Below are 20,915 nucleotides of genomic sequence, written 5' to 3' on the forward strand. Positions count from 1 at the left end.
GGACGGCATGCGTGTCTGACACAGCCGCGGGAAAACCCCGCGTCACGTGGCGACACCATGCCGTGCAAAGCCCCGAAATAGCCTTGAAACTTCCTGCAGCTCCGCGGCTCCAAACGCGGTCACAGCTCTATACTGGGTCCGCGTGAAGTCTTCATATCAGGCAGGAAGTGGGTCAATGATGGGTGCCAAACTCAAGGTCGCAGGCTGGATCACGCTGGGGGCCGTCGCTGGCGCGCTCACTACCATGCAGTTGCAGGCCACAGCCCGCAACACCGCTGCGCAACTCCCGCTGGAAGAACTCCAGCAGCTCGCCGCCGTCTTCGGGATGGTCAAGAGCGATTACGTCGAGCCGGTCGACGAGAAGAAGCTGATCACCGACGCCATCGGCGGCATGGTGGCCGGCCTCGACCCGCACTCCCAGTATTTCGACAAGAAGACCTTCAAGGAATTCCGTGAAGGCACGACCGGCCGCTTCGTCGGCGTCGGCATCGAGATCGGCATGGAAGACGGTCTCGTCAAGATCGTCTCGCCGATCGAAGGCTCCCCGGCCTTCCGTGCCGGCCTGAAGAGCGGCGACCTGATCACCAAGATCGACGACACCGTGGTCAAGGGCCTGACGATGGACCAGGCCGTCAAGCGCATGCGCGGCGAGCCGAGCACCAAGGTGCTGCTGACCATCTTCCGCAAGACCGAGAACCGCACCTTCCCCGTCACGATCACGCGCGAAGAGATCCGCGTGCAGAGCGTGCGCTCGAAGATCGTCGAGCCCGGCTACGCCTGGCTGCGCGTCAGCCAGTTCCAGGACCGCACGGTCGATGATTTCGCGCGCAAGCTCGAAGAGATCTACAAGCAGGAACCCAACCTGAAGGGCCTGGTGCTCGACCTGCGCAACGACCCGGGCGGCCTGCTCGAGGCGTCGGTGGCGGTGTCGGCGGCCTTCCTGCCGGCCGATGCGGTGGTCGTGACCACCAACGGCCAGATCGCCGAATCGAAGCAATCCTTCAAGGCCTCGCCGAGCGACTACCTGCGCCGTGGCGGCGGTGACCCGCTGCGCAAGCTGCCGGACGCGCTGAAGAAGGTGCCGCTGGTCGTGCTGGTGAACGAAGGCTCGGCCTCGGCGAGCGAGATCGTCGCCGGTGCGCTGCAAGACCACCAGCGCGCCACCATCATGGGCACCCAGACGTTTGGCAAAGGCTCGGTGCAGACCGTGCGCCAGCTGTCGCCCGAGACGGCGCTGAAGATCACGACCGCGCGCTACTACACGCCGAGCGGCCGCTCGATCCAGGCCAAGGGCATCGTGCCCGACGTGATGATCGACGAAACCGCCGACGGCAACCTGTTCTCGGCGCTGCGCGTGCGCGAAGCCGACCTGGAAAAGCACATCGCCAGCGGCCAGGGCGCCGAGCAGAAAGACGAAGCCCGCGAAAAGGCGCGCGAGGAAGCGCGCAAGAAGTTCGAGGAAGAAGCCGCGAAGAAGAACCCGCTGAAGCCGCTGCCCGAGTTCGGCAGCGACGAAGACTTCCCGCTGGCGCAGGCGATCAACCGCCTGAAGGGCAAGCCGGTCATCGTCTCGAAGACGGTGGTCGAACGGCGTGCCGAGGCGCCGGCGACGAACTGAGGCACTTCGCTTCGCACCGAACGCCCGCCCCGCGCGGGCGTTTTTCATTGTTGAGTATCCTGCCCCGATGAACGACGACCAGCTGCTGCGCTACTCCCGCCACATCCTGCTCGACGAGCTGGACATCGCCGGCCAGCAGCGGCTGCTCGATTCGCACGCATTGGTGATCGGCGCCGGTGGCCTGGGCTCACCGGTGGCGCTGTACCTCGCGACCTCGGGCGTCGGCACGCTGACGATCATCGACCACGACACTGTCGACCTGACCAACCTGCAGCGCCAGATCGCGCACGACCTGTCGCGCGTCGGCCAGCCAAAGGCCGCCTCGGCCGCGCGCTCGATCGCGGCGATCAACCCCGATGTGCGGGTCCACGCACTGACCGAGCGTGCCGATGCGCAGCGGCTCGACACGCTGGTGGCCGCGGCCGATGTGGTGATCGACTGCAGCGACAACTTCGCGACCCGCCATGCCGTCAACGCCGCCTGCGTCGCGCACGCCAAGCCGCTGGTGTCCGGCGCGGCGATTGGCTTCGACGGCCAGATCTCGGTCTACGACACCCGCAGCGACACCGCGCCCTGCTACGCCTGCCTGTTCCCGCCCGATGCCGCGTTCGAAGAGGTCGCCTGCTCGACGATGGGCGTGCTCGCCCCGCTGGTCGGCATCATCGGCAGCATGCAGGCCGCCGAGGCGCTGAAGCTGCTGGCCGGCATCGGCAGTTCATTGGCCGGGCGGCTGCAGATGCTGGATGCCCGCACGATGGAATGGACCGAGATACGCCTCGCCCGCCAGGCCGGCTGCCCGGTGTGCGGGCAGCGCGGCACGCCTGATCAGTCGGGCTTGATGTTGGCCGACTGAATCACTTTTGCCCAGCGCGCCACTTCGTCGTGCAGGAAGGCGGCGAAAGCCTCCGGCCCGCGCGCATCGACCCGAAAGCCCTGCGTGCGCGCCCGCTCCTCCAGCTCGGGCGTCTGCATGATGCGCACGACCTCGGCGGCGAGCTTCTTGACCGCGGCGTCGGGCATCGAGGCCGGCGCCATCAGGCCGGTCCAGTTCTCGGTCAGCAGCTCCGGCAGGCCGGCCTCGGCGGTCGTCGGCACGTCGGGCACCAACGGGTGGCGGGCGGCGCTCGCGATGGCGATCGCGCGCAGCTTGCCCGATTTCACGTGCGCGATGCTCTCGGGGAAATTCGAGAACACCACGTCGAGCTGGCCGCCGATCAGGTCGGTCATCGCCGGCGAACCGCCCTTGTAAGGCACGTGCTGGATGTTGGTCTTGGCCAGTTCGTTGAACAGCGCGAGCGTCAGGTGCGGCGGCGTGCCGTTGCCGCTGGAGCCGGCGTTCAGGTTGCGCGCCTTCGCGGCGGCGGTCAGTTCCTTCAGCGTCTGGATCGGGCTCGCGGCCGGCACCACGATCAGGATCGGCGAGCCGGCCAGCAACGCGACCGGGCGCAGGTCCTTCGTGAAGCTGTAGGCCGCCTTCGGGAACAGCGTGACGTTGGCCGCATGCGTCAGCGTGATCGCGAGCAGCGTGTTGCCGTCGCCGGGCGACTTGGCCGCCACGTCGGCACCGATCTGCCCGCCGCTGCCGGGCTTGTTGTCGATCACGACGCTGACCTTCCAGCGCTCGCCCAGCTGCTGGCCGACCAGGCGGGCCATCACATCGGTCAGGCCGCCGGGCGGGAACGGGACCACGTAGCGGATCGTCGCGCCGGGCTTCGGATAGTCGCCCGCCTGTGAAAAGCCCACGGCAGGCCACAGGCCCGCGGCACCGATCAGTACTGCTCGTCGTTTCACGCTCGTCTCCTTCGTCAGATGGCTGGCATGCTGCCCGCGATGCGGGACACCTGCAAACCTATCGTTATGCGCGGAAAGTCGTAGCCTCAGGACAGCTGTTGCGCTAGCGCCTCCGACACGTTCAATCCATCACGCTCCGCGCTGCGCCGCAGCTGCTCGCGACGCGCGCCCGGCAGCCGCACGCCGTCGTCGCGCAGCATCTCGTGCACCAGCACCTCCAGCCGGTCCAGGAACATCTCGCGCCCGGCCAGCGCGCCGGGGTCGATCACGATGAAGGTCTGCCCCAGGTGCGGGCGGTTGCCTTCGTCGACGAAGAAGCTCGATGCCTCGAAGCCGAAGTTCGCGCCGATCAGCGCGGTGACCAGCAGCTCGACCACCAGCGCCAGCATCGCGCCCTTCGGGCTGCTGGCCGCGCCGATCGCGAGCATCGAGCCCTCCATGCCGGCCTTCGGGTCGGTGGTGGGCTCGCCGTTCGCATCGAGCGCCCAGCCGAGCGGGATGCTGCGGCCCTCCTTGGCGGCCACCATCAGCCTGCCGCGCGCGACCTCGCTGAGGCTCAGGTCGATCAGCAGCGGGTCGGCGCCGCGCCGCGGGAAGGCCGCGGCGACCGGGTTGGTGCCGAAGATCGGATGCCGCCCGCCGGCGGCCGGCATCGCCGACGGCGAGTTCGAGAAACCGAGCCCCGCCATGCCGGCCGCGGTGACCGCGCGCAGGTGGTCGACGACGACGCCGCAGTGGTGGCTGTTGACGATGCCGACGATGCAGATGCCGAACTCGCCGGCGCTGCGGATGGCCTCGGCGATCGCCAGGTCGCAAGCCGGGAACGCGAGCCCCTCCTGCGCATCGACGACCAGCGCCGCGCCCTTGCGCTTGACGACCTGCGGCTGCGCGGCACCGTTCACGCGGTCGCAGCGCAGGTGGCCGCTGTACTGCGCGACGCGGCTCAGCCCGTGCGAGGCCAGGCCCTGCGCCTCGGCCAGCACCAGCGCGCGAGCGGTCGATTCGGCCATCGCGGCCCCGGCGCCGGCGCGTTGCAGCGCGGCCGCCACCTTCGCGCGGGCCTCCTCCATCGTCATCACCGTCATGCGAGGGCCTCCAGCACCTTCTCGGCGATCAGCGACGAGACGCGCTCGTTCGCCTCGGCCGTGACGCCGGCGATGTGCGGTGTCAGCAGCAGGTTCGGGCAGCCGGCGAGCGGGCTGCCGGCGGGCAGCGGCTCGGCCTCGAAGACATCGAGCGCCGCACCGGCCAGGCGCCCGGCGGTCAGCGCATCGGCCAGCGCCGCCTCGTCGACGACGCCACCGCGCGCGGTGTTGATCAGCACCGCACCGGGTTTCATCGCGGCCAGCCGCTGCGCGTTGATCAGGTGGCGCGTGCTGTCGAGCAGCGGCACGTGCAGGCTGACGACATCGGACTGCGCCAGCAAGGCCTCGAGCGTGAGCGACGGCACGTCGGAACCGGCCGGCATCGCCGCATCGTGCGCGACGACCTGCATGCCCATCAGGCTCGCGAGCCGCCCCGTGAGCTGCCCGATCGACCCATAGCCGATCAGCCCCAGCGTCTTGCCGCCGATCTCGCGGCCGTTCGTCAGCGCGGCGCGCGGCCAGGTGCCGGCGGCGACCTCGGCGGTGGAACCGTAAGCCCCGCGCAGCAACAGCATCGCGGTCGCGATCACGTACTCGGCCACGCTCTGCGCATTGGCACCCGTTGCCGGAATCACGCGGATGCCGCGCGCCTCGCAGCCGGCCAGATCGAGGTTGTCGAGCCCGACGCCCAGCCGCCCGACCACCCTGCAGCGTGTCAGCGCCGCCAGCAGTTCGCCCCTGACCTGCGTTCGGTTGCGCACGATGATCGCGTCGACGCTGGAGGCCAGCGCGATCATCCGCGCCGGGTGGTCGACCAGCGTCGCGTCGTGCACCACCTCGTGCTTCGCGGCCAGCCGCGCCACCGCCGGCGCATCCATGAATTCGGTGATGAGGATCTTCATCGCCGGATCATGCACTCTCGAAAAGCCGGGTCAGCACGAACTCGCGGTGGCCCAGCGCCTCGGCCGATGTGAGGCGGCCGTTGGCGGTGCGCAGCATCGATTCGAGCAGTTGGTCGCCGGCCTGGTCGAGCGTGATCTCGCGCTGCAGCAGCCCCGAGGTGTCGACGTCAATGTGCTCGCCCATCAGCCGCACGGTGCGCGGGTTCGCGCAGATCTTGATCACCGGCACGATCGGATTGCCGATCACGTTGCCCTGGCCGGTCGGGAAGAAGTGCAGCGCGAAGCCGGAGGCCGCGCACAGCGTCACCATCTCGGCCGCAGCCGACGACGAATCCATGAACCACAGCCCGGGGTGCGTCGGGATCTCGGCCTTGTCGATCACGCCATCGACGGTGCAGATCTTTCCGATCTTCTGGATGTTGCCGAGCGCTTTCTCCTCGATCGTCGTCAGCCCGCCGGCGATGTTGCCCTTGGTCGGCTGGCTGTCGGAGAGGTCGCTGGTCTTGTGGCGGTTGATCATGTCTTGGTAGCGGTTGAACATGAACATGAAGCGCTCGCGCACCGTGTCGTTCGCGCAGCGCGCCGCGACGATCTGCTCGCCGCCGGTGATCTCGGACGTTTCGCCGAAGCACAGCGTGCTGCCCAGTGGGTGCAGCTTGTCGAAGGCGTTGCCCACCGTCGGGTTCGCGCCGCAGCCGGAGGTGGTGTCGGATTCGCCGCACTTGGTGGAGACCCACAGCTCGCTGAGCGGGCAGGCCTCGCGCTGCTTCTCGCTCGCCCACTGCACGTACTCGCGGGCGATGCGCGAAGCACGCAGGATGGTGTCGTGGTCGCCGTGGCCCTCGATGCCGAAGCCGGTGACCGGCTTGCCGGTGGCGGCGATGCCGTCGACCACCTTCTTGGTCCAGCCGTCCTCGATGCCGATCACGACGACCGCGGCGACGTTCGGGTTGCAGCCGGCGCCGATCAGCGTGCGGAAGTGCAGGTCGAGGTCGGCGCCGAACTGCAAGCGGCCGTACGGGTGCGGGATCGCCATCGTGCCCTTGATGTTGTGGGCGACGGCCTCGGCCGCGGCGTTCGACAGGTCGTCGAGCGGCAGGATGATCACGTGGTTGCGAACGCCGACGCGGCCGTTCTCGCGGCGGTAGCCGAGGAAGGTGGAAGTAGTTGAAATGACTGCCATGGTGGATCCCGTTACCAGCGCTTCGTTTTAATGTTCTGCACATGAGCGTGCTCGCCCGCCATGATCGGCGCGACCACCTTGCCCATGTCGATGCCGTACTTCAGCACCGTGTCGCCGATCGCCATGTCGCGCAGCGCGACCTTGTGGCCCATCGGGATGTCCTGCCGCGCGACCAGCTCGGTCATGCGGTCCTCGTCCATGATCCAGCCGGCCAGCGGCATGCCGGCCTTGACGCCTTCGACCACCACCACCGCGACACTGTCGTGCGCGTCATGCAATACGAAATGAATCATCCGGAAACTCCTGCCGCGCAACGGCGGCTGCCTGCAACGATGGCGGCCAATATCTGCCCGCGCCCGTCGGCTGTCAAACGAGTCATTCAGATGACTTGATTGACCTGGATCACCCAGACGTAGAATACCCGGATGCCGACCGCGCCCGCGCCAGCGTCCTCACCCCGGCCCGCCAGCCTGCATTTCGCGGCCATTGCCCCGGAGGCGGCGGGCATGCCGCTGTACCGCGTCGTCAAGCGCGCGCTGCTGCAGGCGATCGAGGGCGGCACCTGGGCGCCCGGCAGCACGCTGCCGAGCGAGACCGAGCTGGCGCTGGCGTTCGGCGTGTCGATCGGCACGCTGCGCAAGGCGGTCGACGAACTCTCGGCCGAGCACATCCTGGTGCGGCGCCAGGGCCGCGGCACCTTCGTCGCGACGCATTCGCCCGACCGCTTCCTGTTCCAGTTCTTCCACGTCGAGCGCGCCGACGGGCTGCGCGAAGCGCCGTCGGTCGAGCTGCTGTCGTTCGACCGCGTGAAGCTCGACGACGCACAGGCCGAGATGCTGAACCTGCGCGCCGGCGATGCCGCGTTCCAGTTCGAGAACCGGCTCGCGCTGCAGGGCCGCGCGGTGATGCTCGACCGCCTGACGCTGCCGGCCGGCCTGTTCAAGGGCCTGACCGAGAAGCGCCTGCGCGAGCGGCCGAGCACGCTGTACCAGCTGTACCAGAGCGAGTTCGGCATCACCGTCGTGCATGCGCGCGAGCGCGCCCGCGCCGCCGCAGCCGACCGCCACGTGTCGCGGCTGCTCGGCATCGCGGCCGGGCTGCCAGTGATGCAGGTGCACCGCGTCGCGCTGACCTTCGGCGACAAGCCGGTGGAGCACCGCGAATCGATCATCAACACCGCGCAGCACGACTACGTGAGCCTGTTGTCCCGAAAGGACGCCGCCCGATGACAGACACCCTCGACCTGCTCGCCGCCTACAAGGTGGCCGAACGCGCGGCGCGCGCGGCCGGTGCCCACCTGCAGGCCTCGCGCTCGCGGCTGAACGCGGTGGCGCTGATGCGCAAGCAGCCGGGCGACCTGGCCAGCGAGATCGACCACGAGGCCGAGCAGCAGATCCTCGACGTGGTGCGCCGCGCCTACCCGGGCCACGCCTTCCTCGGCGAGGAGATCGGCCGGCACGAGGCGGTGGTGGCCGGTGGCGGCGAGCCGCCGTTGTGGGTCGTCGACCCGCTGGACGGCACCGCCAACTACCTGCGCGGCTACCCGCAGTACGCGGTGTCGATCGCGCTGGTGGTGGACGGCACGCCGGTGCTGGGCACCATCTTCGACCCCTGCCGCAACGAGTTCTTCGCGGCCATTCGCGGGCGCGGCGCGCGGCTGAACGGCGCGGCGCTGCAATGCGCCGACCGGGCCCGGCCGATCGATGCGCTGGCCGCGACGGTGTTCCCCAAGCCCACCTCGCCGCGCATGGCGAGCTACCTGGGCGAGTTCGGCCGGGTGCTGCGCAGCTTCGGCGGCGTGCGGCGCTCGGGCTCGATGGCGCTGGAGCTGGCCTACCTGGCCGCCGGCCGGATCGACGCGTTCTGGGAGCACGACATGGGCGCCTGGGACGCCGCCGCCGGCATCGTGCTGCTGCAGGAGGCGGGGGCCGGCATCGTCGCGCGCGACGGGCTGCCGCTGCTCGAGAGCCGCTCGCTCGCCGCCAGCACGCCGGCGATGCGCGAGGCCTTCGACGCGCTGCTGTCGCACACGGGGTGATTGCGGGGCTGAATTCACCCCCGAGACGGCGTTAAGCTGCGCGCCATGGACAAGCGAACCGACCTCACCGCCCGCAACTTCCCATCGGCCCGCCAGGAGGCCGACAAACCGAGCGCACCGAACCGCTATGACGGCCCCGAGAGCGCCTACCGCCTGGCGTTCACCGACACCACCTTCCTGCTGCGCGAAGAGCTGCGCCCGGTGCGCATGCAGCTGGAGCTGCTGAAGCCCGAGCTGGTGCAGACCGAGCAGGGGATCGAATCGACGATCGTGATCTTCGGCAGTGCGCGCATCGTGTCGCCCGAGGTCGCGCAGCGCCTGCTGGGCGATGCCCAGGCTGCCGGCGATGCCACCGCGCTGCGCATCGCCGAGCGGCACGTGGCGATGTCGCGCTTCTACGAAGAGGCGCGCCGCTTCGCCGAGATCGTCACGCTGAAATCGAAGGCGCTGAGCACGCCGATCTACGTCGTGACCGGCGGCGGCCCCGGCATCATGGAAGCGGGCAACCGCGGCGCGTACGAGATCGGCGGCAAGAGCATCGGGTTGAACATCGTGCTGCCGCACGAGCAAGCGCCGAACCCCTACATCACGCCGGAGCTGTGCTTCCAGTTCCACTACTTCGGCATGCGCAAGATGCACTTCCTGATGCGCAGCATCGGGCTGGTGTGCTTCCCGGGTGGCTTCGGCACGCTCGACGAGATGTTCGAGGCGCTGACGCTGATCCAGACCGGCAAGTGCCGGCGCCGGCCGATCCTGCTGTTCGGGCGCGAGTTCTGGACGCAGCTGGTCAACTTCGAGCTGCTGGTGCAGACCGGCATGATCAGCGAGGTCGACCTGCAGCTGTTCCGCTTCGTCGAGACGGCGGAAGAGGCTTGGGCGCTGCTGGAGGCCGAGTACGGCTTCGAACTGAAGGACGTCGATCCCGACGACAAGAACCACTTCGCCACGGACCTGTGACATGAGCAAACAGATCAGCATCATCGGCGCGCCGACCGACATCGGCGCCGGCACCCGCGGCTCCAGCATGGGGCCGGAGGCCTTGCGCGTGGCCAACATCGTGCCGGTGCTCGAGGGCCACGGGCTGGAGGTGGCCGACCGCGGCAACCTGGCCGGCCCGTCGAACCCGTGGCTGCCGCCGGTCGACGGCTACCGCCACCTGCACGAGGTGGTGGCGTGGAACCAGGCGGTGCACAACGCGGTGCATGCCGAGCTGGCGCTGGGGCGCCTGCCCATCCTGCTGGGCGGCGACCACTGCCTGGGACTGGGGTCGATCAGCGCGGTGTCGCGGCACTGCCGCGAGACGGGCAAGAAGCTGCGCATCCTGTGGCTCGATGCGCATGCCGATTTCAACACCAACATCCTGACGCCGAGCGGCAACCTGCACGGCATGCCGGTGGCCTGCCTGTGCGGCCACGGCCCGAAAGAGCTGATCGAGATCGGCGGGCACGTGCCGGCGATCAACCCGAAATGGATCCGCCAGATCGGCATCCGCAGCGTCGACGAAGGCGAGAAGCGCTTCGTGCACGAGATGGACCTGGAAGTGTTCGACATGCGCTACATCGACGAGATGGGCATGCGGCATGCGATGGAGCTGGCGCTGGCCACGCTGGACGCGAACACGCATTTGCACGTGAGCTTCGACGTGGACTTCCTGGACCCGGACGTTGCGCCGGGTGTCGGCACCACGGTGCGCGGCGGGCCGACCTACCGCGAGGCGCAGCTGTGCATGGAGATGATCGCCGACACCGGGCGGCTGGGGTCGCTCGACGTGATGGAGCTGAACCCGGCGCTGGATGTGCGCAACCGGACGGCCGAGGTGGCGGTGGATCTGATCGAGTCGTTGTTCGGGAAGAGTACGTTGATGAGGAAGTAGGGGCGAACAGGCCGCTCCAAGGCCCAGACGCGTCATCCGTTTCCCGGCGAGGGAACTGTCTGCCGCGAAGCGTTACTCAGCCTGCACGATGCTGCAGGGATGTTGCCTGCAGCCACAAAAGCAATTGCAGGAGACAAGATGACGACTGAGAGTCGCTTATGGCGGAGACGCTTCATCGAGCTGACCGAATCTCTGTACCGACTTCGGGGCCAGGTGCCGCCACCCGTTGCCGACGCGCTCGAGGGCAGTTGGCAGACAACGCTGCAGCTGCGCGACGTCAGATTCCGTCTTCTGCATGACGATCCCGACGACAGCATCGGCAACTTCTTGCTGCAGTGTCATTTCTGCAGTATTGCGGAAGAACCGCCGGCCGATCTGATGCTGGCCGCGCTGGAACTGAACCACGGACTTGCCCGGCAAGCTGCCGGAATGTTCGTGTTCGATGCCGATACGCGGGAGCTGATCTTCAGCCTGTTGTCGCCCTTGCAAGACGCATCCGCGCCCGGCGTACTGCGAACGATGGAAGGCATGGTCCCGATGGTTCACCATTGGAGAGCATTGATTCCGCAGGCGTGCCATTGATGTGCGAGGCGCGACTTCAGCATGTCGGACGCGTTGTTCACCGCTTCGAACGGCGTCATGCCGTCCGTGTCGATCAATCTCACCCTGCACGGGGAGTCGTTGACGCTGACACGCGTCTGCGGGATCGAAACGGGCGATCAACTGGTCATCGAGTGTCGGCTGGGCCGCATTCCGCCCGGTCGTGAAGCGCTCTGGCATGAACGATTGCTCACGCTGAATTTCCAGCTTTGCACATTGCAACGCAGCGGCTTCAGCCTCTGCCCGAATAGCGCGGACGTGATCTGCGCCTCGACGTACCGGCTCGACGCGACCAGCCCTGACGAGATCTACGGCAGTGCGGTTCACCTCGCGGCGTCCGTTCGCCAATGGCGCCGGATCCTGTCCGAGACAGATGCCTGAGGCCGATCCGAACCGCACGCCCTTCTTGTGCCTGATTCCGAAATTCGTACTCCTTGTCCATCATGTTCGATTGCTTCAAGACCTTTCGCAACCATCAACCGGAGCACATCGTCGTCGACGCGTTCGACGACGCAAGCGAGGCCCCTGTCGATGAGGGCATGAAATCCGCATCGGCCCGTCGCGACAGGTCTCTTCCTCGCGGAAACTTCTCGACCCACGTCGATGTCCCGTCCATTCTGGGAACAAAGGACGGCCTCCGAAAGACGATTGATGCGCTGGACAAAGCCATCAAGGCCGAACGCTCGACGTGGCAAAAGAAATACAAGTCGAAGTCCGAGTCCGGCGACGCACTGCGGAAACTGATAGACGAGTACGACGCCGGCTATCAGAGGCTGCTGACGGAGCGCGAGGCCGGCACCGTCAGCATCGACGACATGGAGCATCGTGCAACCGCGCTCGGAACCTTGCTCGCGCGCGTATACGGACTTGCCAACGAACAGGGCTGGACGGACGAGACGAAGCGCCGGTGCAAGGAGATGGGCGATGCCTACGTCTATCCGTCCGTGTTCGTCAATGACCTCAGCAGCGGACTCCTCATCGCAAAGACACTCCTGGGCTTGATTCTCGACGTCGCGGCGATGGGGTCACCGGCGCATGCAGTTGCATTGCATGGCACCAAGATCGCCTTCAATCTCAGCTACGCCGTTCTTCAGTCGTTCGTCACATGCTGTGTAAGCACGGTGGGCAGCGGTACGCATCAAAGCGATGTCTACCAGAGGACATTGCACCTCGCAACCGAATTCATGCCCGACCAGCCGACCACCAGCTACACCAACGTGCTCGGCGACGAGGCGCCTCCTCCTTCGTTGCCCCACGTCAAGAAAAGCCTCAGGCTTGTCAATGCGGTCGTCCGCACCATCCGGAAGGATGCAGGATGCGAATCGGCCGAGAACTTGTTGCAGAGCCTGCAGACGCGGCGTGAGCGGGTTGAACGCGCCATCGAGGAGAAGAGGAGGAAGCATCCGGACCCGGCGGGACACCAGAAACTCGAATTGAAGCGACTGGATGAACACCGTGGCCTGATCGAGGATCTTCTCAAGGCGTTGACGCCAGTCGAAACCAACTCGGATGACACAGGCTCGGCCGACGGCGATGAAGACACATTCGAGGGACCTCGCCCCGATCCGGTGATGCTCGTCTTCCGGCACCAGGCACGACTGTCCGACGAACTGGCGGTCGCAGACCGATTGCTTCGCGCCAATGTCCAGCACCGTGTCGGCAATGGCAAGTGGTGGCGCAGCATGTTCAACATGAGCAACGGCCTGACCTCGATCATCAAGGCTACTCACGAAATCGCCGATGGCCACGCGAGTGGCTATGACTTTGGCATCATCACTGCCGGCTTGGTTTCAACTGCCTTGACCGTCACTCAGGTGTTGCTCTATCGATGCACGCAGGGGTCGGCCTCGGGCGAGGACCACTGCGCCAAGATCGCCAGCCTGTTCGCGCTGATCGGCCAGACCAGGCGGGGGGACCTGCGGTCCGCCAGGACCGGCAGGATCGACCCGAAGGCGCTGGACAAGCTTGTGATCGGCCCTCGCATGACTCGCATGACGACCTTGGTCAAGGGACTGAACTTCAACAGCGCCGTCCACATGCTGGCCATCATTGGTCACATCAAGTCGTCCGCAGTGATCAGTGACGTTCTCAGCCTCGATGGCCACAGGAAAGTGCCGCTGACGTTCCTGGGACTTCAGCGCGAGTTCAATGCCCTCATCAAGGCAGACGAACCCATTGATGCCTTTGTCAAGAAAACACTGCAGCGCATCCGGGTGCGTGATGAAACCAAGGCGTCCGTCAAACGCCTTTGTCGACAGATTTCGACCAACGATCGTGCGGTGAAGGCGTGCAAGAGGGGAAGGCTGAGCGAACTCGACGAAGACGAGCTTCTCGCGCCCGAGGTCATGAACGTGCTCGTCGGAGCACTCCAGCATGCGCAGCACTTGTACTCGGGCGATGACTATGACGCTTACGCCTATGGGTGCGACGAACGTCTCGTCCGCTGGGGAGCGGAAACCGAGATTCGCGTGCTGACCGGCAATGGCAAACAGATCTCGGCCAAAGGGGGACCGACCTTCAGCAACATCTTTGGTGGCAACGGCAGCTTCTTCGCCATCAAGGCCCTTGGCACCGCGGTTTCATCGGGCGTGCAACTGGGGGCAGGCATCGACAGTCCGAGCGAGGCCAGCGACTGGATCGATCTCGCCACGGCAGTCTTTTCCTGCTGCGGCCCCGTCTGCGGCTCGACCTCCGGCTATGCATACAGGACCGTGAAGCTGAAGAACGAGGGGCGTGCGGCCGACAAGGAAGCCGACGTGATCGCGCCACCCAACAGCGGCATTCAGATGCAGGGCGAACACGACTTCATGCCGGTGTTCAGCCTGTCCACCATGCGGCGGCGAGCCGACAATTTCGACACCCTCATCCCGCCGTTCATCGCACCGGAAGATGTTCCACCGCCCTTCGACTACGAGTGTGAAATCTCGGTGATGCGCGACATGTGGGAGCAGATGACGAAGCCGCAGCCGCTGTTTTCCAGCAAGGTGTTGAAGAAGTGGGCCGGCCCACCATTTCGCAAGCCCGGCTCGCTGGACCCCGATCCTCAAGCGACGTTGGAACCGCCCAGGTCGCCGGACCTCGATCCTCAAGCGACGTCGAGGCTGGCACGACGGAGAAAGAAGCCGCCGGAAATGACAAGGGGCGACGTTTCCAGCGGCAGTGATTCGGAGGAACCCTACGACATCGGTGCCGGCCCGAAGGCCGACAGGCGCACCGTCAAAGGCACCGACAAGACATCGGATGAGTACGCCGAAGGCTTGGCAGCCGCGAGCATCTTCGTCTGACGTCAATCTCCGATGACGGGCACTGTCAGGGCCTGCGTCAGCGCATTTGTCGCCACCCGGTTGACCCACCGCCCCTCCGCACCCACCTCCATCCCCCCCGCCTCCACCATGTCCAGCTGATGCACCCCGCGGTACACCGCGAAATACAGGCTGACCCCGAACGCCCCGAACTCCGCCGCGCTTGCCTGATCGCTCAGCGGCACGCGCAGCACCGGCACGCCGCCGAATGTAAAGGTCTCGATCGCAGCCCCGCCCAGCGGCTGCAGCGTCGCGGTGTCGCGGAAGATCACGCCGCCCTGTCCGTCAAAGCCCATCTCGACCGCGCTCGCGTCCATCCCGCGCAGCGCGCGCCATGAGCCGCTGCCGTCGGGCTGCACCTGGCGCAGTGCGATGAACTGGTCGAGGCTCGCGAGCGTCATCCCGAACGGCTCGCCCTCCTCGTGCACCCGCGCATAGCCACCCGCGCGCCACTGCACGCGGGCGTGGTGGCGAAAGCGTTGCGCGCCCTCGGGGTAGGTGCCGGTCACCGCCACGTCAGCACTGCCGCCCACGTCATCGCGCGTGATCGCACGGCCCGCGAGGTCTTCGACGTCGCGGAACTCGGCCGCGATCGCGATCCCGCTGCGCAGTTGCAGCACCCGCCCTGCGTCGAGCCGTTGTGCCAGCGTGCCCTGCGGATCGCCGTCCAGCCAGCCTGCCGTCTCGTCGAGGAAATCCGATCGCTCGCTGATCGGCGCGTAGCCGTGAAACGCGGTATCGACCGCCGGATCGAAGCTCCAGGTGCGCCGCGAGGCCAGCATCTCGCCCGCCACCGGGCTTGGCGCCAGGTTCGTGGCCGTCGCGGTGAACACCGTGCCATCACGGCCCGGATCCGCCGACAGCTCGAATGCCCCGGCACCCGCCTGCGCGTTGAACCACGCGTCCGACGGCCGGTGCAGCATCGCCATCAGCCCGCGCGTCTGCTGGCCGAACCACGCCACCGCCTGCTCGCGCACCCACGCGGCCTCGTCGCCATGCAATCCGGCCACACCGGCGATGTAGTCGTCATCGATCGCCAGGTCCACCAGGCCGGCCCCGCGCCGCACGACGGCCTCGGCCTCTTCGCGCACAACCCCGCCCCACACCAGTTGCTCGACGCGCGTACGCACCGGCGTGAAGAAGTACGCCGTGCGCCCCGCCTCATACGGCCGGGCCAGCAGCACCTGCTCGCTGCCCACCGGCGCGCCGGTCGATGCATCGATCGCCGAGGCCGGCACCTGCGCCACCAGCCGTGCACTCGCCAGCAGCGCCGCTTGCGCCGCGCTCAGCACCAGCGTGTAGTCGCCCTGTGCATCGGTCACGGCCGAGGGCTCGTCGCCATTGCACTGCAGGTCGTCGTTCGCATCGACGCACACCACCGCGCCCTGCAGGTAGCCGCGCATCACCTTGCCGCTCAATGTCAGCCCGGTCGGTGTCGGCGGCCCCGGGTCGGGCGTGGTCGGGCCTGCGCCGCCATCTCCTCCACCGCCGCAAGCGCTCAGCACACAGGCCGCCGCCACGCTGTACGCGGCCACGACACCCCCTCGCGCGAAGCGCCTGATCGTCCTGCTCATCGACGCTCCTGTTGAACCCGCGCGGATGGTAGGGCGCGGCTGTCATCGATTCGTCTTCTGCACCGGCAAGCGATGTAACGGTCAGTGCGCAATCACCTCGCAGCGACCGTGCATCCTACGAAACACCCGCGGTTCGATCGCGCCGGGCTGCGCGAAGAGGCCTCGCCGCGCGGCCTTTGCCTGCGCTTCGAGCGCGCCGTACGCACCACCATCGCGGCGCTTGTAGTGATCGCTCCACGCATGCCCGTGCGCCACCATCCACGCCGCCACGTCGTCGCCGTCGATCGCTACGCGCGCCACGCTGCGGTGGTAGCTGTCCTGCGCGACGGTCTCGAACTGCACGCGCCGGTGCAGCACGCGCCGCGCCAGCGCCTCACTGGCTTGCGGCCCCCAGGCCTGGCAATGCTCCGGGGCATCGACGCCGCGCAAGCGCAGCTTCTTCGGCTTGGCCCGCGGCGACGCGCCATCGACCCGCACCCACAGCGTGTCGCCATCGGTCACGTGGGTCACGACGCCGCTGGCCGCGTGCACCGACCCTGCCGCCAACAGCGCGGCCAGCCCCACACCCCCCAGCCACCTCATTCGCCGAAGACCCCGCGCACCAGCCACCAGACGAAGCCACCGAACAGCAGCAGCCACACCAGGACCACCAGCAGCGCGCCCCACCACCACCGCGGCAGCTTCTCGCGCGTCTTCTCGGCGTCGAGCAGCAGCTGCTGCCACAGCGGATCCGGCGTCATGCGTCGCACCAGCGCCACGCCCAGCGGAATGATCAGCAGGTCGTCCAGCTGCCCGAGCACCGGGATGAAATCGGGGATCAGGTCGATCGGGCTCGCCGCGTACGCGAGCACGGCCACCGCCACCCACTTGGCGCCGCGCGGCGCCTGCGGGTGCTTGAACAGCTTCCACAGCGCGATCAGGTAGGTGGCCAGCCGGGCGGCGTTGGCCGCGCGCAGCAGCCGTGATTTGCGCAACATCATCAGGGGTCCTCGGGACGGTTGACACTAGCCGGCCGCGCGCTCCATGTCCTTGAGCATGCGGGCCAGGCGGTCGTTGAGCTTCTCGGTGCTGAGTTTCTCGCGAAAGCGCTCCACCATCAGCGGCAACGCGAACGGGCTGGGCACCGCGAGCTCGACGAACGCGATGCGCTGCCCGCGCATGCGCTCCAAGCTGGCGGCGAGCCGCCGGATATCAAGCTCCTGGCTCAGCACCTCGTTCTCCGCCTGCCCGAGCAGCCGGTTGCCGCCGTCGTACTTGCGGAACACCTCGTAGAACAGCGTGCTCGACGCCTGCAGCTGGCGCGCGCTCTTGGGCTGCCCCGGGTAGCCGGTGAAGACCAGCCCGGCCACGCGCGCGATCTCGCGGAAGCGCCGGCGCGCCAGCTCGCTGGAGTTCAGGCTCGCGAGCACGTCGTCCTGCAGGTGCTCGTCGCCGAACAGCGCGCCCGCCAGCAGCGGCTGCGGGTCGATGGGCAACGCGCTCAGCAGCTCCAGCCCGTAGTCGTTGATCGAGATGCTGAAGGTGTTGGGCGCGTCGCGCGCCAGCCGCCAGGCCAGCAGGCTCGCCAGGCCGATGTGCACGTTGCGCCCGCCGAACGGGTACAGGAACAGGTGCTGGCCCTCGCGCGACTGGATGCGCTCGACCAGCAGCGTGCCCGGCGTCGGCAGCCGCGAGATGCGCTGCTGCGCGTGCAGCATCGGTCGCGCGGCCTGCAGCTCGGGCGCATCGAAATCGCCGGCATCGGCCGCGGCCAGCACCTCCAGCACCGCGTCGGCCAGCTCGCTCGACAGCGGCATCTTGCTGCCGTTCCAGCTCGTCACGACGCCCTTGCGGCCCTCGGCGCGCCGCACGTAGGCGGTCATCTCCTGCGTGCGCACGTACTCCAGCGTGCGGCCGGCGAAGACGAAGCAATCGCCCGCGCGCAGCCGTGAGATGAAGCCCTCTTCCACCGTGCCGATGCGCCCGCCGCTCAGGTACTTCACCTGCATCGCCGAGTCGGCGACGATCGTGCCCACCTGCAGCTTGTGGCGCCGCGCGATGCCGCGGTCGGGCACGCGGTAGACGCCGTCGACCAGTTGCACGCGGTGGTACTCCGGGTAAGCGCCCAGGCTGGTGCCGCCGCGCTCGACGAAGGCCAGCGCCCAGTCGAACTCGTCGCGCGCCAATGTGCGGTAGGCGTGCGCGGTGATCACCTCGCCGTACAGCGCATCGGCCGTGAAGCCGCCGCCGAGCGCCACCGTCACCAGGTGCTGCACCAGCACGTCGAACGGCTTGTCGGGCGTCGCGCGCTTCTCGATGCGGCCTTGCTGCGCGGCCCGGCGCGCGGCCACCGCCTCCACCAGCTCCAGCGTGTTGGTCGGCACGAGGGTGATGCGGCTCGGCCGGCCCGGCGCATGGCCGCTGCGGCCGGCGCGCTGCAGCAGCCGCGCGATGCCCTTGGCCGAACCGATCTGCAGCACCCGCTCGACCGGCAAAAAATCGACCCCCAGGTCGAGCGACGAGGTCGCGACCACCGCCTTCAGCCGGCCCTCCTTCAGCCCCAGCTCCACCCACTCGCGCACCGCAGGGTCGAGCGATCCGTGGTGCAGCGCGACCGTTCCGGCCCACTCTGGGCGCTGCGCGATCAGCATCTGGTACCAGGCCTCGGCCTGCGAGCGCATGTTGACGAACACCAGCGTGGTGCCGGATCGCTCGATCTCGTCGACCACCGGCTGCTGCATCTGCTTGCCCAAGTGCCCGCCCCACGAGAAGCGGCCCGGTTCGTGCGGCAGCAGCGTGTCGATCACCAGCGTCTTGTCGAGCCCGCCCCGCACGGCGGTGCCCGGCGTGTCGCCCAGCAGCACGCGCATCGCGTCGTCGAGGTTGCCGAGCGTCGCGCTCAGGCCCCAGGTGACGAGTCCCGGGTTCCAGCGCTTCAGCCGCGCCAGCGCCAGCTGCACCTGCACGCCGCGCTTGTTGCCCATCAGCTCGTGCCATTCGTCGACGATCACGGTGTGCACGCCGGCGAGTTCATCGCGCGCGGCCTCGCGCGTCAGCATCAGGCTCAGCGATTCGGGCGTCGTCACAAGCACGGTCGGGAAGCGCCGGTCCTGCCGCGCGCGCTCGGCCGAGGCGGTGTCGCCGGTGCGCAGCCCGAGGCTCCAGCCACTGCCCAGTTCGGCCAGCGGCACCTGCAACGCGCGCGCCGAATCGGCGGCCAGCGCGCGCATCGGCGTGATCCACAGCACGCCGAGCCGCGGGGCCTGCGGCGCCAGCGGGTCGATGCCGCAGCGCGCGGCGTTCGCGAGCGCGCCGAACCACACCGCGTAGGTCTTGCCGGCCCCGGTGGTGGCATGCAGCAGGCCGCTGCGGCCTTCGGCCATCGCGGCCCAGACCTCGCGCTGGAACGGGAACGGCTTCCAGCCGCGCTGCGCGAACCAGCGCGCGCCGAGGCCGRCCCGCCCGCTCATTCCGCCTGCGGGTCCCGCGAGCGCAGCGCCATCGCGACCCGTGACACCCGCCCGTCCACCATCTCGCTCACCTCGAAGTGCGCGCCGTGCCATTCGACGCCATCGCCCTCGGTGTGCCCGCGCGCGAGGCTGTCGGTCAGCCAGTCACCGAGCGAGGGCCCGGCRTTGTGCGGCACCGGCAGCTGGAAGAACGCGAACACGTCGGCCAGCGGCAGATGAGCATCGAGCGTCAGTCGGCCCTGCACCGCGCGCTCGGTGTCGGGCGGCAGCGCCGGCGGCTCGACCACGCCGAGCCGGTTCGCCACCCAGCGCAGCGAGATGCCCTGCATCAGCAGCGATGCCAGCACCACGCCGAACGCGACGTTGAAGAAGCGATAGCTGTCGGGCACCTGCGCCATCAGCGGGAACAGCGCCAGCACGATCGGCACCGCGCCACGCAGCCCCACCCAGCCGATGAACAGCCGCTGCGCCGCGGAGAAGCGCAGCGGCGCCAGGCACAGCCACACCGCCAGCGGCCGCGCGACGAACAGCAGCGCCGCCACCACCGCGATGATCGGCACCGCCATGCCGAGCATCTGCCGCGGCGACACCAGCAGCCCGAGCAGCATGAACAGGCTGGCCTGCGCGGCCCACGCAAAGCCGTCGAGCGCCGACGACGCGCCATGCGCCGCCGCCTCGGCGCGCGCGCGCACCTGCAGCCCGAACAGGTACACCGCGAGGAAGCCCGAGCCCTCGACCAGCCCCGCCGCGGCGAACACCGCCAGCCCGCCCGACAGCACGATCAGCGCGAGCAGGCCGCTGTGCTCGACGGTCAGCGTCAGCCGGTTCAGCAGCCATGCAACGCCCCAGCCGCCGGCCAGCCCGATCGCGAGGCCGAAGCCGGCCTGCTGTGCCAGCAGCAGCGCGAGTTCGCCCGCCCCGGCATGCGTGCGGATCACGGCCGTCATCGCGAGCGTCAGGAACACCGCCATCGGGTCGTTCAGGCCGGACTCCATCTCGAGCGTCGCCGACACCCGCTCCGGCAGCTGGATGCCGGCATGGCGCAGCAGCGAGAACACCGCCGCCGCGTCGGTCGACGCGACGATCGCGCCGAGCAGGAAGCCGTAGCGCCAGTCGACGCCCATCACCGCCATCGCGACCGCGCCGATCACCAGCGCCGTCAGCATCACGCCCAGCGTCGCGAGCCACAGCGCCGGCTTGAGCCCCACGCGCACGCTGGCCATCGGCGTGCTGATGCCGCCTTCGAGCAGGATCACCGCGAGCGCGGCGTTGCCGACCCAGGCCGTCATCTGCGTGTCGTCGAAGCGCAGGCCGCCCGGGCCGTCGACGCCGATCAGCATGCCCGCGGCCAGGAACACCAGCAGGAACGACAGCCCGAGCCGCGCCGAGAACACCCCCGCGAGCAGGCTGACGAACATCAACAGCCCGCTCGCCAGCAGCAGGAGGTGGAAGGCGTGCATCCGGGCGACCTTAGCAGAGGACCCTCAACCCGAGGCACAC

Annotated in this window: 19 protein-coding genes; 9 read left to right on the forward strand and 10 right to left on the reverse strand. The window is 68.3% G+C overall.

The features are described 5' to 3' along the window. Positions 1-178 precede the first annotated feature (178 nt). Together ACXJLU_RS12320 and ACXJLU_RS12325 are read left to right on the forward strand one after the other, a co-directional pair. The gene (locus ACXJLU_RS12320) at positions 179-1,618 is read left to right on the forward strand and encodes a S41 family peptidase (RefSeq protein ID WP_457331235.1); all 1,440 of its coding nucleotides are present in this window, start codon (positions 179-181) and stop codon (positions 1,616-1,618) included. Between the two features lie 67 nt (positions 1,619-1,685). Then, positions 1,686-2,471 carry a HesA/MoeB/ThiF family protein gene (locus ACXJLU_RS12325; protein WP_457331237.1) on the forward strand — a complete coding sequence of 262 codons (786 nt, stop codon included), beginning with the start codon at positions 1,686-1,688 and terminating at the stop codon, positions 2,469-2,471. Here the strand turns inward: ACXJLU_RS12325 and ACXJLU_RS12330 are convergent. The 5 genes from ACXJLU_RS12330 to ACXJLU_RS12350 all read right to left on the reverse strand — a co-directional run bounded on the left by ACXJLU_RS12330 (position 2,444) and on the right by ACXJLU_RS12350 (position 6,872). Then, a complete protein-coding gene (locus ACXJLU_RS12330) occupies positions 2,444-3,409 on the reverse strand; it encodes a Bug family tripartite tricarboxylate transporter substrate binding protein (RefSeq protein ID WP_457331239.1) in 966 nt (321 codons plus the stop codon). The genes ACXJLU_RS12325 and ACXJLU_RS12330 overlap by 28 nt on opposite strands. An 86-nt stretch (positions 3,410-3,495) precedes the next feature. Then, positions 3,496-4,494 carry an Ldh family oxidoreductase gene (locus tag ACXJLU_RS12335; RefSeq protein ID WP_457331241.1) on the reverse strand — a complete coding sequence of 333 codons (999 nt, stop codon included), beginning with the start codon at positions 4,492-4,494 and terminating at the stop codon, positions 3,496-3,498. Beyond that, entirely contained in the window at positions 4,491-5,396 is a 906-nt protein-coding gene (locus ACXJLU_RS12340; protein WP_457331243.1) for a hydroxyacid dehydrogenase, read from the reverse strand. The genes ACXJLU_RS12335 and ACXJLU_RS12340 overlap by 4 nt, the downstream gene beginning before the upstream one ends. A gap of 7 nt (positions 5,397-5,403) precedes the next feature. Beyond that, a complete protein-coding gene (locus ACXJLU_RS12345; RefSeq protein WP_457331245.1) occupies positions 5,404-6,579 on the reverse strand; it encodes a UxaA family hydrolase in 1,176 nt (391 codons plus the stop codon). Positions 6,580-6,590: 11 nt separating this feature from the next. Beyond that, entirely contained in the window at positions 6,591-6,872 is a 282-nt protein-coding gene (locus ACXJLU_RS12350; RefSeq protein ID WP_457331247.1) for a UxaA family hydrolase, read from the reverse strand. Between the two features lie 132 nt (positions 6,873-7,004). On the opposite strand from ACXJLU_RS12350, the gene ACXJLU_RS12355 reads away from it, so the two are divergent. From ACXJLU_RS12355 to ACXJLU_RS12385, 7 genes are all read left to right on the forward strand, one after another. Continuing rightward, on the forward strand, positions 7,005-7,808 hold the full coding sequence (locus ACXJLU_RS12355) for a GntR family transcriptional regulator (protein WP_457331249.1): 804 nt from the start codon (positions 7,005-7,007) through the stop codon (positions 7,806-7,808). Then, positions 7,805-8,617, forward strand: a complete 813-nt coding sequence (locus ACXJLU_RS12360; protein ID WP_457331251.1) for an inositol monophosphatase family protein — start codon at positions 7,805-7,807, stop codon at positions 8,615-8,617. Before ACXJLU_RS12355 ends, ACXJLU_RS12360 begins: the two co-directional genes overlap by 4 nt. 45 nt (positions 8,618-8,662) lie before the next feature. Then, positions 8,663-9,574: an LOG family protein gene (locus ACXJLU_RS12365; RefSeq protein WP_457331253.1), complete on the forward strand. Its 912-nt coding sequence runs from the start codon at positions 8,663-8,665 to the stop codon at positions 9,572-9,574. A gap of 1 nt (position 9,575) precedes the next feature. Further along, positions 9,576-10,490, forward strand: coding sequence for an arginase (gene rocF, locus ACXJLU_RS12370; protein WP_457331255.1), 915 nt, complete (start codon positions 9,576-9,578; stop codon positions 10,488-10,490). Between the two features lie 138 nt (positions 10,491-10,628). Further along, positions 10,629-11,072 carry a type III secretion system chaperone family protein gene (locus ACXJLU_RS12375; RefSeq protein WP_457331257.1) on the forward strand — a complete coding sequence of 148 codons (444 nt, stop codon included), beginning with the start codon at positions 10,629-10,631 and terminating at the stop codon, positions 11,070-11,072. 21 nt (positions 11,073-11,093) lie between these two features. Further along, positions 11,094-11,471 carry a CesT family type III secretion system chaperone gene (locus ACXJLU_RS12380; RefSeq protein ID WP_457331259.1) on the forward strand — a complete coding sequence of 126 codons (378 nt, stop codon included), beginning with the start codon at positions 11,094-11,096 and terminating at the stop codon, positions 11,469-11,471. Positions 11,472-11,524: 53 nt separating this feature from the next. Further along, positions 11,525-14,374 (forward strand): hypothetical protein, encoded by a 2,850-nt coding sequence (locus ACXJLU_RS12385; protein WP_457331261.1) that lies wholly within the window; start codon positions 11,525-11,527, stop codon positions 14,372-14,374. Between the two features lie 2 nt (positions 14,375-14,376). Here the strand turns inward: ACXJLU_RS12385 and ACXJLU_RS12390 are convergent, their stop codons facing one another. The 5 genes from ACXJLU_RS12390 to ACXJLU_RS12410 form a co-directional block, all read right to left on the reverse strand. Further along, positions 14,377-15,966: a hypothetical protein gene (locus ACXJLU_RS12390; RefSeq protein ID WP_457331263.1), complete on the reverse strand. Its 1,590-nt coding sequence runs from the start codon at positions 15,964-15,966 to the stop codon at positions 14,377-14,379. An 81-nt stretch (positions 15,967-16,047) separates the two neighbouring features. Further along, the gene (locus ACXJLU_RS12395) at positions 16,048-16,548 is read right to left on the reverse strand and encodes a thermonuclease family protein (protein WP_457331265.1); all 501 of its coding nucleotides are present in this window, start codon (positions 16,546-16,548) and stop codon (positions 16,048-16,050) included. Then, on the reverse strand, positions 16,545-16,946 hold the full coding sequence (locus ACXJLU_RS12400; RefSeq protein ID WP_457331267.1) for a YkvA family protein: 402 nt from the start codon (positions 16,944-16,946) through the stop codon (positions 16,545-16,547). Before ACXJLU_RS12400 ends, ACXJLU_RS12395 begins: the two co-directional genes overlap by 4 nt. Positions 16,947-16,970: 24 nt before the next feature. Continuing rightward, the gene (locus tag ACXJLU_RS12405) at positions 16,971-19,415 is read right to left on the reverse strand and encodes a ligase-associated DNA damage response DEXH box helicase (RefSeq protein WP_457331269.1); all 2,445 of its coding nucleotides are present in this window, start codon (positions 19,413-19,415) and stop codon (positions 16,971-16,973) included. After that, positions 19,412-20,875 carry a potassium/proton antiporter gene (locus ACXJLU_RS12410; RefSeq protein WP_457331271.1) on the reverse strand — a complete coding sequence of 488 codons (1,464 nt, stop codon included), beginning with the start codon at positions 20,873-20,875 and terminating at the stop codon, positions 19,412-19,414. The genes ACXJLU_RS12405 and ACXJLU_RS12410 overlap by 4 nt, the downstream gene beginning before the upstream one ends. Positions 20,876-20,915 lie beyond the last annotated feature (40 nt).

This window comes from Rhizobacter sp. P5_C2 (assembly GCF_054049715.1).

Bases quoted from the DNA above. Each gene is read 5' to 3' on its own strand.
- ACXJLU_RS12320 (WP_457331235.1), top strand. From the start codon at position 179: ATGGGTGCCAAACTCAAGGTCGCAGGCTGGATCACGCTGGGGGCCGTC.
- ACXJLU_RS12325 (WP_457331237.1), top strand. From the start codon at position 1,686: ATGAACGACGACCAGCTGCTGCGCTACTCCCGCCACATCCTGCTCGAC.
- ACXJLU_RS12335 (WP_457331241.1), bottom strand. From the start codon at position 4,494: ATGACGGTGATGACGATGGAGGAGGCCCGCGCGAAGGTGGCGGCCGCG.
- ACXJLU_RS12340 (WP_457331243.1), bottom strand. From the start codon at position 5,396: ATGAAGATCCTCATCACCGAATTCATGGATGCGCCGGCGGTGGCGCGG.
- ACXJLU_RS12345 (WP_457331245.1), bottom strand. From the start codon at position 6,579: ATGGCAGTCATTTCAACTACTTCCACCTTCCTCGGCTACCGCCGCGAG.
- ACXJLU_RS12350 (WP_457331247.1), bottom strand. From the start codon at position 6,872: ATGATTCATTTCGTATTGCATGACGCGCACGACAGTGTCGCGGTGGTG.
- ACXJLU_RS12355 (WP_457331249.1), top strand. From the start codon at position 7,005: ATGCCGACCGCGCCCGCGCCAGCGTCCTCACCCCGGCCCGCCAGCCTG.
- ACXJLU_RS12360 (WP_457331251.1), top strand. From the start codon at position 7,805: ATGACAGACACCCTCGACCTGCTCGCCGCCTACAAGGTGGCCGAACGC.
- ACXJLU_RS12365 (WP_457331253.1), top strand. From the start codon at position 8,663: ATGGACAAGCGAACCGACCTCACCGCCCGCAACTTCCCATCGGCCCGC.
- rocF (WP_457331255.1), top strand. From the start codon at position 9,576: ATGAGCAAACAGATCAGCATCATCGGCGCGCCGACCGACATCGGCGCC.
- ACXJLU_RS12375 (WP_457331257.1), top strand. From the start codon at position 10,629: ATGACGACTGAGAGTCGCTTATGGCGGAGACGCTTCATCGAGCTGACC.
- ACXJLU_RS12380 (WP_457331259.1), top strand. From the start codon at position 11,094: ATGTCGGACGCGTTGTTCACCGCTTCGAACGGCGTCATGCCGTCCGTG.
- ACXJLU_RS12390 (WP_457331263.1), bottom strand. From the start codon at position 15,966: ATGAGCAGGACGATCAGGCGCTTCGCGCGAGGGGGTGTCGTGGCCGCG.
- ACXJLU_RS12395 (WP_457331265.1), bottom strand. From the start codon at position 16,548: ATGAGGTGGCTGGGGGGTGTGGGGCTGGCCGCGCTGTTGGCGGCAGGG.
- ACXJLU_RS12400 (WP_457331267.1), bottom strand. From the start codon at position 16,946: ATGATGTTGCGCAAATCACGGCTGCTGCGCGCGGCCAACGCCGCCCGG.